This window comes from Conexibacter arvalis, from assembly GCF_014199525.1.
Lineage (GTDB): Bacteria > Actinomycetota > Thermoleophilia > Solirubrobacterales > Solirubrobacteraceae > Conexibacter > Conexibacter arvalis.
This window is the reverse complement of record NZ_JACHNU010000005.1, coordinates 28355-41031: the sequence shown is the minus strand read 5'-3', so window position 1 is coordinate 41031 and position 12677 is coordinate 28355. Positions and strand designations below refer to the sequence as shown.

Here is a 12677-nt window from a genome sequence, read left to right as displayed (position 1 = left end):
CCCGCGCCGGCCGCCGCCCCACCCGCTAGGCTGCGCCGACCTCCCGTCCCCCGTCACGCGATGTCCGACACTCCCTTCCTCGGCGAACTGCGCCTGATGAGCTTTGCCTTCCCGCCGAGAGGCTGGGCGCTCTGCAACGGCCAGACGCTGCAGATCAACCAGAACCAGGCGCTGTACGCGCTGCTCGGCGTGACCTATGGCGGCAACGCCCAGACGACCTTCAACCTGCCCGACCTGCGCGGACGCGTCCCGATCCACGTCGGCGACGGCGTCTTCCGGGGACAGGCCATGGGCGCGGAGTTCCACACCCTGACGATCGGCGAGCTGCCCGAGCACACGCACGCGATGCGCGCCTCGGCGGCGCCGGCCAACCAGTCGACCCCGGGGCTGCTCGCTGCCGCCGCCAACCTCTACCGCGAAGGATCGCCGACGACGGCGCTCCACCCTGCCACGATCTCCGGCCGCGGCGGCACGCTCCCGCACGAGAACCGGCAGCCCTACCTGACGCTCAACTGGTGCATCGCGCTCGCGGGCATCTTCCCCAGCCAGAACTGAGCGATGCCATACATCGGTGAGATCCGCATGTTCGCCGGCAACTTCGAGCCGAACGGCTGGAGATTCTGCGACGGCCAGCTGCTCCCGATCGCAGAGTACGAGTCGCTCTTCATCGCGATCGGCACGACCTACGGCGGCGACGGCGAGGAGACCTTCCGGCTGCCCGACCTGCGCGGACGCGTCCCCATCCACATGAGCTCGGGCACCGCGCTCTTGCAGCCCTACGCGCTCGGCGAGGCGGGCGGGGTCGACCAGATCACCCTGACGGTCGCGCAGATCCCGCAGCATCAGCACCTGCTGATGGCGGCGAGAGGCGGCGGCGTCGCCGACGGCCCCGACGGCCGGCTGCTCGCCAGCCCGCCGGCGCTCGCGCCGTACGTGCGCGAGACGCCCGACACGCCGCTGCCGGCCAACGCCGTCGCGCCGGCCGGCGGCTCGCAGCCGCACGACAACATGGGTCCGAGCACGGCCGTCAGCTACGTCATCTCCCTCTACGGCGAGTTCCCCTCCCAGGCATGACCGATCCATTCCTCGCCGAGATCCGCGTCTTCGGCTTCAACTACGCCCCCAGCGGCTGGGCCGCGTGCGACGGCCAGGAGATGCCGATCGCGCAGAACACGGCGCTCTTCTCCCTGCTCGGAACCGACTACGGCGGCGACGGGAAGAGCACCTTCGCGCTGCCCGACCTGCGCGGTGCGGCGGCGATCGGCGTCAACTCAGCGGGCAACCCGGCGCCAGGCGCTCCGACGGCGGAGCGCGGCGAGCGCCTCGGCAGCGCGACGGTCACGCTGCTGGAGAGCGAGATCCCCGCCCACGACCACGCGGCGGCGGCCGCCGCCACGGTCCCCGCCGATCTGCAGGGGCCAGCGTCCGACCGCGCGCTGGCGCGCTCGACCGCCGGCAACGCCTACCAGTCGAACACGAGCGGCAGCCTCGTCCCGCTGTCGCCGCAGGCGCTGGCGCCGGCCGGCGGCACCTGGCCGCACAACAACCGCCCGCCCTCGCTCGCGTTCAGATTCTGCATCGCGCTCCAGGGCGTCTTCCCGCAGCGGTGGTAGCGACCGGCGGCCGGCGGGCGGAGATCGCGCTGCGGCCGATCGAGCCGGCAGATCAGCCATTCCTGCTCGCGCTCTACGCCAGCACCCGCGAGCACGAGCTGGCGCCTGTGCCGTTCACGCCGGAGCAGAAGGCCGCCTTCCTCGCGCAGCAGTTCGACGCCCAGAGCCGCCACTACGCGCACTACCGCGACACGACCTTCGAGCTGGTGCTGGTCGACGGCGTGCCGGCCGGGCGGCTGCTCGTCGGCCGCTGGGAGCGGGAGACGCGGATCGTCGACGTCGCGCTGATGCCGGCCTTCCGCGGCGCCGGGATCGGGAAGCGGCTGCTGGAGCCGGTGCTCGCCGAGGCCGAGGCGCGCGGGGTGCCGGCGACGATCCACGTCGAGCGCACCAACCCCGCGCAGCGGCTCTACGCGCGGCTCGGCTTCACGCCGGTCGCCGACGAGGGCGTCTACCAGCGCTGGGAGCGACGGCCGGGCGGCCACGGCGCCGCGAGCTGACCGCGCGCATCCCGGGCCACGCGCCGCATGCTCGCCGCGCAGGCCCCGCGCCGTACGCGCGCGGGCCCGCGCCGGCGCCCGCGACCGCGCCGCGCCCGTCGCTCAGGTGAAGACGGCCTCGTAGCGAGCGCCGTCGGCGTCGACGCCGAGCGGCACCAGGAAGAGGTCGAGCCGACCGAGCACCGGGTGCTCGAGCGGCACGATCTGCTGCGCCAGCAGCGGAGCCTCCGGGCCTCTGAAAGCCAGCGAGAACGGTGCGCGGCGCTCGCCGGAGGCGGCGTCGCGCAGCGTGCACGCCTCGGTCAGCACCAGCGTGAGCTCGATCTGCCCCTCCGCCCGCACGGCGAACGGCTCGCCGACATGCGGCGCGAACAGCTCGGCGCTCAGCTGCGCGAGGTCGTGCTCGATCACGCGACGGTCACCGTCCGGCGGATGGTCGTGCGCGTGCCGTCGCGGGCGACCAGCGTCACCGTCAGCTGATGACGGCCGCGGGCGAGCGTCCGCCCTCTGCGCGCCGCGAAGCGCAGCCGCAGGCGGCGGCCGCCGGGGCCGGAGCGCGGTCTCGCCGTCGCGCGCGCGACCAGCCTGCCGTCGCGGCGCAGCGCCGCGCTCGCGGCGACGACCGCGCCGGCGTCGGCGAGCCGCAGCTCCGCGACCGCGACGCGGCGGGCGGTCCCGCGTCTGACGGCGGCGCGGGTCACGCGCGGGCGCCGGGGCGCGACCGGGCGGCGCCCCGCCACGGGCGCGCCGGACGCCGCGACGGCCGCGGGGCTCGGGCCGCCGGACGGCTGGACGACGCGCGCCGGGTCGACGACGACCGGCTCCTCGTTGATCCCGGCGATCCGGATCGTGCGGTCGACGACCGCCTCGTAGCTGCGCGTCGCCGCCTCCCTCGCGACCGGCGCGACGAACAGCTCGAGCTCGCCGAGCTGCGCATGGCGCAGCCGGTGGAGGCCGCCCTCGATCCCCGCGGGGCCGTCGAAGGTCAGCAGGAAGGCGCCGTCGTGGCCGCGCAGCGCCGGGATCGACGCGGCGACCGGCAGGTCGGCGACCCGCGTCAGCCGCAGCGGCAGCGCGCGGTCTCCGGCGAGCAGCTCGAAGGCGCCGTCGGCGAGGTTGCTCCAGGTCGCGCGGCGGAGGTGGTCGGGCAGCGGCGCCGCGAGCGCGACGCCCTCCGTCAGCTGCCAGCCGCCCGCGACGGTGACGGCGGCGGCGCCGGCGGCGCCCGCCTGCAGCAGGCCGCGCCGGTCGAGTCGAAGCGATTGCACGCGCCGATCATGACGACCGCGCCGGCCGGCTTCAATCGCGCCTGGCCGGAACTGGACGGAAGTCCTGCGCGACGAGCGCGCCGCTCGCGAGCCGGGCCCGCTCAATGTCGCTCGCGACCGGCCGCGGCCGGGCTCGCCGCTGCCGGCGCCACCGCCCGCGGCCGGGGCTCGCGCAAGCCGGCGAGGCCGCGGCCGACCGCCGCTCAGGCCGGGCTCGCCGCGCTCGCCTCGCGGCGGGCGACCTCGGCGCGGACAAGCGGCGCGACCTTGGTGCCGAACAGCTCCATCGAGCGCAGCACGTCCTTGTGCTCGACGGCGCCGACGCTCATCTGGCCGATGTAGCGATCGTTGTCGAAGAGCGTGTGCTCCATCAGGATCTTCTCGGCGACCGCCTCCGGCTCGCCGACGGCCAGCGCGGCGCGCGGCGAGCGCATCGCCTCGTACTGCTGGCGGCCGGACGGCGGCCAGCCGCGCTCTCTGCCGATCCGGTTCATCATCCGCAGGTACGGGACGGCGAAGGCGTCGTCGGCCTCCTTCAGCGTCTCCCCCACGAACGCGTGGGTGTTGATCGCGACGCGCGCCTCGGCCGGGTCGTGTCCGGCGGCCGCCCACGCCTCGCGGTAGAGCTCGACGAGCGGCGCGAACCGCTCCGGCAGCCCGCCGATGATCGCGATCGTCAGCGGCAGCCCGAGCGTCCCGGCGCGCACGACCGACTCCGGCGAGCCGCCGACGGCGACCCAGACCGGGAGCGGGTCCTGGACCGGACGCGGCCAGACGCCGGCCTCCTGGAGCGGGGCGCGGTGGCGCCCCTGCCAGGTGACGCGCTCGCCGTCGCGGATCGCGAGCAGCAGTCTGAGCTTCTCGTCGTAGAGCTCGTCGTAGTCGTCGAGGTCGTAGCCGAACAGCGGGAACGACTCGATGAACGAGCCGCGGCCGGCCATGATCTCGGCGCGGCCGCCCGACAGCAGGTCGACCTCGGCGAACTGCTGGAAGACGCGCACCGGGTCGTCGGAGCTGAGCACGGTGACGGCGCTGGAGAGACGGATCCGCTCCGTCGCGACGGCCGCGGCGCCGAGTGCGACGGCCGGCGCGGAGACCGCGAAGTCGGGGCGGTGGTGCTCGCCGATCGCGAAGACGTCGAGGCCGAGCTGGTCGGCCAGCCGCGCTTCCTCGATCAGGTTGCGCATCCGCTCCTGCGGTGAGATGCCGGCGGCGAGGTCGGCGAAGGTGGCGAGTCCGAGTTCCATGATCGCTCACGGTAGCAGGTTCGTTGCGTGCGCAATCAACCAATCAAGGTTCCGACCGCGATGAGGTGCGATTTCCGGTCGCTCAGCGACCAGAGATCGCACCTCATCGGGTCGGCCCGCCGGCGCCGGGCCGTATCGGTCACGGCCCGACGCTGGCGGGCGGGCGGGGCGGGCGCGCCGACCGAGGGTCGCCACAACACCTTGCCGGCGCGCGTCGCCCGCCTACCCGGTCACGCCGCCGCCTCTCGCGAAGCCCGGCAGGATGCCGCCGTCGCTGATCCGCACGACGGCCCGCGCTCTGCGGCGCGGCGCGTTGGAGGCGGTCACCGTCGCGACGTTCGCGATCCGCACGCCGCTCGCGTCCGACAGCACGCGCGCGCTGAACGTGAACGTCCGCGACGCTCTGCCCGGCAGCATCCCGACCGTCCAGCAGAGGTTGCCGCGGCGCAGTCTGCCGCCGCCCTTCGAGCGGACCGCGAGGCCGCGCGGGAGCCGATCGCAGACGACCACGCCAGCCGCCGCGTTGCGGCTCGCGTTCGTCGCTCTGATGCGGTAGCGGACGACCGCCCCGCGTCTGACGCTCGCTCTCCCGACCACGCGCTTCTGCAGGCGCAGCGCCGCTCTCGGCGCCGCGATCCGCACCGTGGCGGTCGAGCGGTCGTTGGCCGGATCGCGGTCGGCCACCTGCGCGGCGACCGTAGCGGTGTTGCGGACCGTGCCGGCAGCGAGCGCGGTCACGCGCAGCGCGACCGTCCGCGTCTCACCGGCCGCGACCGTGCCGAGCGCGCATCTGACGAGCTGGCCTCTGACGGAGCAGCTGCCGCCCGGCACGTTCGCCGAGCGCACCTTCAGCGCCTTCGGCACGGTGTCGGTCACCGTCACCGCCTCGCCCTTCGCCGGGCCGGCGTTCGTCACCGCCAGCTCGTAGCCGAAGGTGGCGCCGAGCGCCGGTCTCGCGTCCGGCGCGAGCCGCTTGTCGAGCGCGAGATCGTAGTTGCCCGCATCCGGCGGCCCGACGCGCGTCGGCAGCTCGCTTCTGTCGTTGCCCGGGTTCGGGTCGGGCTGCTCGCCGGTCACCGCGGCGACGTTGACGAGCGTCTGGCCCTCCAGCGCGGCGTCGACCGCGCCGGTCACCTGGACCTGCGCGCTCGCGCCGGCGGCGAGCGTCCCGATCGGGCACGTCACCTGCTGGCCGACGGCCGTGCAGGCGGCGCCCTGGGTCGGGGTCGCCGAGCCGAACGTCACGCCGGCCGGCAGCGCGTCGGCGACGACGACGCCGGTCGCCGTGCTCGGGCCGTGGTTGGTGACGACGAGCGTCCAGGCGGCCGTGCCGCCCGCCGCGACCTCGGCCGGGCCCTGCTTGACGATCGCCAGGTCGGTCGACGGGCCGATCTCGGTGATCGCCTCGTCGCGGTCGTTGGACGGATCCTCGTCGATCTGATCGCCTCTGACCGCGGCCGTGTTGACTACCGTCGTCGAGGCGAGCGCGATCGGCGCGGTCGCGGTGATCTCCAGCGCCGCGCTCTCGCCGACGGCGAGATCGCCGACCGCGCAGGTGACCGTCCCGCCGGCCTCGGCGCAGCCGGCGCTCGCCGCGACGAACGTCGTGCCGGCCGGCAGCGCGTCGGTCACGGTGACGCCGGTGGCCGGGTCGGGCCCGTTGTTGGTCACCTCCAGCCGCCAGGTGATCTCACCGCCGGCGGCGACCGTCGCCGGGCCGGACTTGACGATCCCCAGCTCGGCGACCGGGCCGACGTTCACGATCGCGTCGTCGCTGTCGGGCTCGCCGCCGCCCGGAGGCTGCGGCGTCGTCGTCGTGACCGTCGCCGTGTTCGTCCACGCGCCCTCCAGCTCGCCGGTGGCGGTGATGCGGACGACGATCGGGGCGTCGACCGGCAGGTCGCCGAAGGCGCAGCCGATCGTCCCCGCCGCCTCGGTGCAGCGGTTGTCGTCGACCGCGACGAAGCCGAGGCCGGCCGGCAGCGCGTCCTCCAGCTCGACGTCGCGCGCGACCGACGGGCCGACGTTGCGGACCGTCAGCGTGAAGACGGTCTGGCCGAATCTCGCGATCGCGCTCGGCTCCGCCGTCTTCTCGACGGTCACGTCGGCGAGCGGGTCGGCCGTCGGCCCATGGGTCGATCTGTCGTTGTCGGGGTCGGTGTCGGTCGTGGTGGTCGCGACCGTCGCGGTGTTCTCGAGCGGACCGGTCGCGTCCTCGTCGACCGCGACTCTCAGCGTGAACGTTCTGTCGTAGCCGACCGGCGCGGTGCCGATCTCGCATCTGACCGTGCCCGCGGCATGCGTGCAGCCGCCGTCGGCCGAGACGAAGCTCGTCCCGGCCGGCAGCGGGTCGGTCACGACGACGTCCTGCGCGTCGGAGGGGCCGAGGTTGCGGACGCGGAGTCTCCACTCGTAGCCCTCGCCCGGCACGTATCTGTCATCGCCGCTCTTGACGATCGAGAGGTCGGTCTCGGCTGCCACGTCGAGGCTGCCGGTGTCCTCGACCGGGCCGGGCTTCTCGTCCGATCTCGCCGACGCTCTGTTCGTCAGCGTCGTGCCGTCGGGCACGTCGGCGTCGACGGTCACCGGGAGGGTGATCGTCGTCGTCGCGCCGGCCGCCAGCTCGTCGACGTGCCAGACGATCGTCGTCTCGCCCGCGCCGGGTCCGGGATCGACCGATCTCTCGGTGATGGCGCCCGCCGGGACGGAGGTCGCGCTGTCGTCCTCGTATCTCAGCCCGGCCGGCAGCACGTCGGCGATCTCCACGTTGCGGGCGGAGACCTCGCCGTCGTTTCTGACCGCGATCGCGAAGCTCGACGCGGTGCCCGCGACCGCCGCGCCGCCCTTGGGCGTCTTGGCGATCGTCAGCTCGGGCACCCGCAGCGTCGCGCTCGCGTCGTCCTCCGGCGTCCCGTACGGGCCGTCGGCGTTGCCGCTGTTGCCGGCCTCGTCTCTCGCGGAGCTGACGAGCGCGGTGTTGACGTGCGCGGCCGGGTCGAGGCCGCCGGTCTGGTCAGCGGCCGCCGGCGACGGAACCGCGCTGTAGGCGATCGCCACCGTGGCGCTCGGCGCCAGCGAGTCGATCGTCCACTCGAGTCTGTCGCCCGACGCGTTTCTCGTCACCTCGGGCTCGGCCGCGCCGCTGGACGAGCCGGTCGCGTACGACCAGTTCGCCGGCAGGGTGTCGGTCACGACGACCGCTCTCGCCGCCGCGGTCGCGGAGGTGTTTCTGACCACGACGCGCCACGGGTAGGCCTGGCCGACCTCGGCGTTCCCGGTCTCCGGGTAGGACGGCCCGGCGCCGAGGCCGGTCGTCTTGGTCAGCTCGAGCGTCGGGAAGTCGAGCAGCACGCGCACGTCGTCGCTGCCGCCGTCGTCGTAGTCGCGATAGTCGACCTCCGGGTGGTCGTCGCGCTCGCTTCTGGCGATGCCGAAGTAGCTCGGGATCGCGGCGGTGTTGTCGGCCGCCTGCCCGTCGCCGAGCTGGTCGGCGGCGACGAATCTCGCCGTGTATCTGAGCGTCCGGCTCCCGTTCGCCGGGATCGGGCCGTCGATCAGCCATCTGATCTCGCGGTCGGCCGCGCTCCACTCCTTCGTCACGCTGACACCGGCCTGTGCGATCGGCGTCACGTCGGTCAGCTCGACGTCGGGCCGATCGGTGACGGTGACGTCGTGGGCCGGCGAGCCGCCGCTGTTTCTCACCACCAGCTGGTAGGTGAGCGTGTCGTCGGCGTGGGCGGTCGCCGGGCCGTCGGAGAAGCTGCCGGAGCCGACCTGCACCTGCTTGTCGATCGACAGTCTCGGCTCGATCACCGTGACGGTCGCTCTCGTCTCAGGCGAGCGGTCCTCGAACGTCGTCGGGATTCTGGTCGGATCGAAGCCGCCTCTGTCGCTGCGGTTGGAGCCGACGGTCGCGACGTTGACCGCTGTGTCGCCCGCGACGATCTCGTCGCCGGCGCCGTCGCTCTCCTTCACGTGGCCGGTGTAGGTCAGCAGGACCTCGCGCGGCTGCTCGAGCGGGTCGATGATGTCGCCGAGGTCCCAGGCGATCGTCGTCGTGCCGTCGCCTCTGGCGACCGCGTCGTAGGTCTGGACCCCGGCGTAGGTGTCGCAGCCGCTGAGGCATCTCTCCTCGACGTAGTCGTCGAAGGCGATCTGCTGCGGCAGCAGGTCCGTCACCGTCACGTCGTAGAGCGCGATGTTCGCCGGTATCGAGACGCGCAGCTCGTATCTGACCTGCTCGCCGATGGTCGCGGTCGTCGGCGTGACCGACTTGGCCACCAGGGCGCCCTGGATGCGGACCGTGTCCTGCGAGCTGGCCGCGTAGTCGGCGCCGGTCGTCCGTCTGCCCGGCGCCGTGTCGGGAAGGCTCTGCGTCCGCGCCGCCGCTCTGTTGGTCAGCTCGGCGCCGCCGATCGCCGGGTCGTCGACCCGGGCGCGGTATCTCAGCTCGCTGCTGGCGCCCGGGGCGAGGCTGGCGATCGTGTACGTGATCGTTCTCGTCGTCTCATCCCAGACGGCGCCCGGCGTCTCGGGCACGGCATCGCCGTCGCCGAGCGCTCTGCCGTCGGAGCCGACCGGGGTGAGGCCTCTCGGCACGACGTCGGTGACGACGACCTGATGGGCGGTCGAGAGACCGGTGCCGGAGGCGTTCGAGGTTCTGACCGTGTACGCGACGATCTCGCCGGGGATGACGCGGTCGGGGTTTCTGTCGTCGCTCTTGCTCTGCGACAGCCGCGGCTCGACGATCGTCGTTCTGACCGCCGGAGTCGTTCTCGTGCGGTTCCCGGCGTCCGGGTCGGTCCATCTCAGCGTCGCCGTGTTCGACAGCTGCGTCGTGCCGCGGGCGTTGGCCGCGACGTCGGCGACCAGCGTTCTGAAGCTGATCTCGAGCACGGCGTCTCTGTCGCCGGGAGCGACTCTGAAGCCGTCGGGGAATCTGACGACCGGTGTCGCGCCGCTGTCGTCGAGCGTGAAGCCGGCCGGCAGCGGAGCGCCGTCGAGCGTCGCGCTCGCCGAGTCGCTGACGTACGGCTGGCGCGTCGCGCTGTCGAGCAGGTCGGTCACGACGGCGTTGGAGCCGAGCGTCGTGCCGGCCGGGATCGTCACTCTGACCGTGTAGGTGATCTCCTCGCCGATCGTCGCCTGGCCGGCTCTGGCGTTGCCGGTCTCCGCGACCGAGGTCGTGGCGCTCTTGGAGATCGCGGCGTCGTTGGTGTAGACGTCGCTCGGGTCGTCGGCGGCCGGCGCGTTCGCTCTCGGCGCGTTGTCCGGGTCGATGTTGTCGGCCGGGTAGTACCAGTAGTCGCCGTCGAGGTTCGTGCGGCCCGAGTAGGCCGTGACGCCGGCTCTGTTGTGGAGCTGGCGGGCGGGGCCGATGTCGTGCGGCACGACGGCGGTGTAGGTGAGCGTCGTCGTGGCGCCTCTGGCGAGCGTCGGAAGGGTCCAGACGATCCGGTCGGGGTCCGCGCCGCCGTCGAGGCAGATGCCGCCGTGGGAGAAGTCGGTGACGCCGGGCAGCGTGCAGTCGTAGTCGCTCGGCAGCACGTCCCAGACGGTGACGTTCTCGGCGTCCTGGCCGCCGCTGTTGGTGACGTCGAGCCGGTAGGTGACTCTGTCGAGCGCCTGCACGACTCTGTGGTCGGTGTCCGCCGGGAACGGGCCTCCGACGGTCCCTCTGCCGGAGCGCTCGATCGACTGCACGCCCTTGACGAGATCGACCACCGGCGTCACCAGTCTGATGTCGCGCGCATCGCGCAGGGGCTCGGAGACGCCGGCGGTGTTCTCGGAGGCGAACTTCATCAGGTTGCCGAGCACCTCGCCGTTGACGGCGTTCGGCCCAGCCGGCTCGACGATCGTCGAGAACCAGCGCTCGAAGACCCGTCTGCCGGTCGGCACGGTGCCGCTGTCGACCGTCCAGGCGAGCAGGCCGTTCGCGGCGTCGGCGCCGTGGAAGGTCGCGTTCACGTCGTTGAGGCCGTTCGGTCTGTTGAGCGGACCCTCCTGGCCGGCCTCGAAGGTCGCGCCCGGCGGCAGGAAGTCGCGAATCGCCTGCGGCGAGGTGTCGACGCCGACCGGGAAGGTGACGTGCAGCTTCCAGCAGACGCGGTCGCCCGGGTGGTAGACCGGCACCGTCGTCACGTACGTCGCGGTCGTGCACTGGGTGCCCGACTCGGCGACGCGCTTCTCGATCACGGGACGCTCGGCGACCTGGCCGGCGCTGCTCTCGTCGGGCAGCGTCGTGCCGGTGCCGTAGCCGTCGTCGTGGACGATCTCGGTGCCGGAGGGATCGCAGTTGGTCGGGTCGATGCAGCGGACGACCGCGACGCCCTCCGTTCTGACTCTGTTCTCGATCGTGTCGCGCGTCAGGATCGGCGTCGTCGGCTCGAAGTCTCTCTGCCAGTTGGCGCGCGTCCGCGTCGTGAATCTGAGCGTGAAGCGGTCGCTGACGCCGGTCTGCGCCAGCTCGGGGAAGTCGTCGGCGTCCCACGTGACCGTGAAGGTGCCGTCGGAGTTCTCGGTAACGTCGGTGTACGGCGCCGTCGGCAGCTCGCCCGGCACCGGGTCGCACTCGTCGTCGTCGGCGGAGTTCTCGGTCGTGTGGTTGATCGCGCCGAGCGGGCAGAGGCCGTTGGGGACCGTGTCGGTGACGGTCGCGTCTCTGACCGAGCGGTACTCGGAGGTCTCGAAGGTGAGCGTCCACGTCGTCAGGCCGCCCTGGGCCAGCTGGTCGGTCGAGCCCTCCTTGTGGACGACCCAGTCCTCGGCGGTGCGGGTCAGGTGGAAGCCGTCGGTGACCGACACGCGGCCGTCGTAGTCGCCGCTCGCGGTCGCGTAGTTGGTCAGCTCCTGCTCGTCGCGCGTCTCGGGGCCGTTGTTGTTGTCGAGGTTGACCGCCTGCGCGCCGTCGATCGCCGGCGCGGCGCCGCCCCAGTCCATCGTGTTCTCGCGGATCGGGATCGCGGCGCGGTAGCGGAATCTGCGCTCGGCGCCGGGCGCGAGCGTGCCGGCGTCCCAGGTGACCTTGGTGTAGACGGCTCTCGGCAGGGGGCCGGCGCCGTCGGGGTCGACGTCGACCGTCTCGACCGTCAGCGGCGCGACGCAGCCGGCGAGCGACTCGACGTCGATCTCGCCGGCGCCGGGGTACTCCTCGGCGCTGCTGTTGTCGACGCCGGCGCCGCCGCAGCCGAGGAACTCGAGGCCGGCCGGCAGGTAGTCGACGAGGTCGACGCCGGTCGTCGGTCTGATCTCGTTGTTGCGGACCGTGACGGTGTAGACGGTCTGGTGGTCGTGGACGCCGCGCAGGATCTCGCCCTCCCAGGAGGGCTCGTCCTTCTCGACCTCGATCGCGTTGATCGTCGTCGTGCCCGTCAGCGGGGCCGTCCAGCCGGTGTAGCTGTCGGCGGCCGGGCCGACCGGCGCGCCGCCGCCGTCGAATCTCGGCACGTGGCGCGGGTCGCTGTTGGCGAACGCCTCGGCGGTGACGTCGAATCTGTCGCCGACGTCGTAGACGCCGGGGTCGTAGTCGACCTCGAAGGCGAGCACGTTCGTCGCGTTTCTCGACAGGTCGGAGACGTTGCGGAAGATCAGCGTCGTCTCCCCTCTCCCCGGCCCGGCGATCTGCGTCGGCGCGACCGGGCCGCCGCCCCTGTAGGTCACGCCTTCGGGCAGCACGACCCGGTAGCTCAAGTTGTAACCGTACGGCTGACCGGCGGGATTCGACACGGTGAAGCGGACGGGGACCGTTTCACCATGGAGGACTCTCGTCGAGTCGATCGTCGCGCTCAGGTTGGGCGTGCCGGCGGCATGAGCCGGCGCGCCGAGGGTGAGCAGCCCGGCGAGGCTGAGCAGGAGGCCGAGCGTGGCCGCGAGCGCGCGGAAGCGCACGGATGCGTGCATCGGTTTGAGCACCTTTTGTCGGGGATGGGGAGCCACTGCCGCCCATCCGTCGCGCGACGCCCCGCCGTTCCCTCCTCCGTGTTTCTCGATGCGGAGCGAGGGACGGCGAACGCCGGCGCGCCAAGGGCGCTGCGTGCGTGCACCGCGGTG

8 protein-coding genes are annotated in these 12677 nt (G+C 73.0%); 4 read left to right on the top strand and 4 right to left on the bottom strand.

Translation table 11 applies throughout. The features are described from left to right. The first annotated feature begins 96 nt into the window (after nucleotides 1-96). From BDZ31_RS16745 to BDZ31_RS16730, 4 genes are read left to right on the top strand one after another with little or no spacing between them, the layout of a single operon-like run. On the top strand, nucleotides 97-555 hold the full coding sequence (locus BDZ31_RS16745; protein ID WP_246345378.1) for a phage tail protein: 459 nt from the start codon (nucleotides 97-99) through the stop codon (nucleotides 553-555). A gap of 3 nt (nucleotides 556-558) precedes the next feature. After that, nucleotides 559-1074 (top strand): phage tail protein, encoded by a 516-nt coding sequence (locus tag BDZ31_RS16740; protein WP_183343501.1) that lies wholly within the window; start codon nucleotides 559-561, stop codon nucleotides 1072-1074. Then, entirely contained in the window at nucleotides 1071-1613 is a 543-nt protein-coding gene (locus BDZ31_RS16735; RefSeq protein ID WP_183343500.1) for a phage tail protein, read from the top strand. Before BDZ31_RS16740 ends, BDZ31_RS16735 begins: the two co-directional genes overlap by 4 nt. Continuing rightward, nucleotides 1607-2113, top strand: coding sequence for a GNAT family N-acetyltransferase (locus BDZ31_RS16730; RefSeq protein WP_183343499.1), 507 nt, complete (start codon nucleotides 1607-1609; stop codon nucleotides 2111-2113). The genes BDZ31_RS16735 and BDZ31_RS16730 overlap by 7 nt, the downstream gene beginning before the upstream one ends. 102 nt (nucleotides 2114-2215) lie before the next feature. On the opposite strand, the gene BDZ31_RS16725 is transcribed toward BDZ31_RS16730, so the two are convergent. The 4 genes from BDZ31_RS16725 to BDZ31_RS16710 form a co-directional block, all read right to left on the bottom strand. Continuing rightward, entirely contained in the window at nucleotides 2216-2524 is a 309-nt protein-coding gene (locus tag BDZ31_RS16725) for a DUF6916 family protein (protein ID WP_183343498.1), read from the bottom strand. Continuing rightward, nucleotides 2521-3381, bottom strand: a complete 861-nt coding sequence (locus BDZ31_RS16720) for a DUF6916 family protein (protein WP_183343497.1) — start codon at nucleotides 3379-3381, stop codon at nucleotides 2521-2523. The genes BDZ31_RS16725 and BDZ31_RS16720 overlap by 4 nt, the downstream gene beginning before the upstream one ends. A 203-nt stretch (nucleotides 3382-3584) precedes the next feature. After that, on the bottom strand, nucleotides 3585-4628 hold the full coding sequence (locus tag BDZ31_RS16715; RefSeq protein WP_183343496.1) for an Atu2307/SP_0267 family LLM class monooxygenase: 1044 nt from the start codon (nucleotides 4626-4628) through the stop codon (nucleotides 3585-3587). Nucleotides 4629-4850: 222 nt separating this feature from the next. Then, nucleotides 4851-12527, bottom strand: a complete 7677-nt coding sequence (locus BDZ31_RS16710; protein WP_183343495.1) for a DUF11 domain-containing protein — start codon at nucleotides 12525-12527, stop codon at nucleotides 4851-4853. Nucleotides 12528-12677: the final 150 nt, after the last annotated feature.

Coding starts and splice junctions, on each gene's coding strand:
- BDZ31_RS16740 (WP_183343501.1), top strand. CDS start 559: ATGCCATACATCGGTGAGATCCGCATGTTCGCCGGCAACTTCGAGCCG.
- BDZ31_RS16745 (WP_246345378.1), top strand. CDS start 97: ATGAGCTTTGCCTTCCCGCCGAGAGGCTGGGCGCTCTGCAACGGCCAG.
- BDZ31_RS16710 (WP_183343495.1), bottom strand. CDS start 12,527: ATGCACGCATCCGTGCGCTTCCGCGCGCTCGCGGCCACGCTCGGCCTC.
- BDZ31_RS16735 (WP_183343500.1), top strand. CDS start 1,071: ATGACCGATCCATTCCTCGCCGAGATCCGCGTCTTCGGCTTCAACTAC.
- BDZ31_RS16715 (WP_183343496.1), bottom strand. CDS start 4,628: ATGGAACTCGGACTCGCCACCTTCGCCGACCTCGCCGCCGGCATCTCA.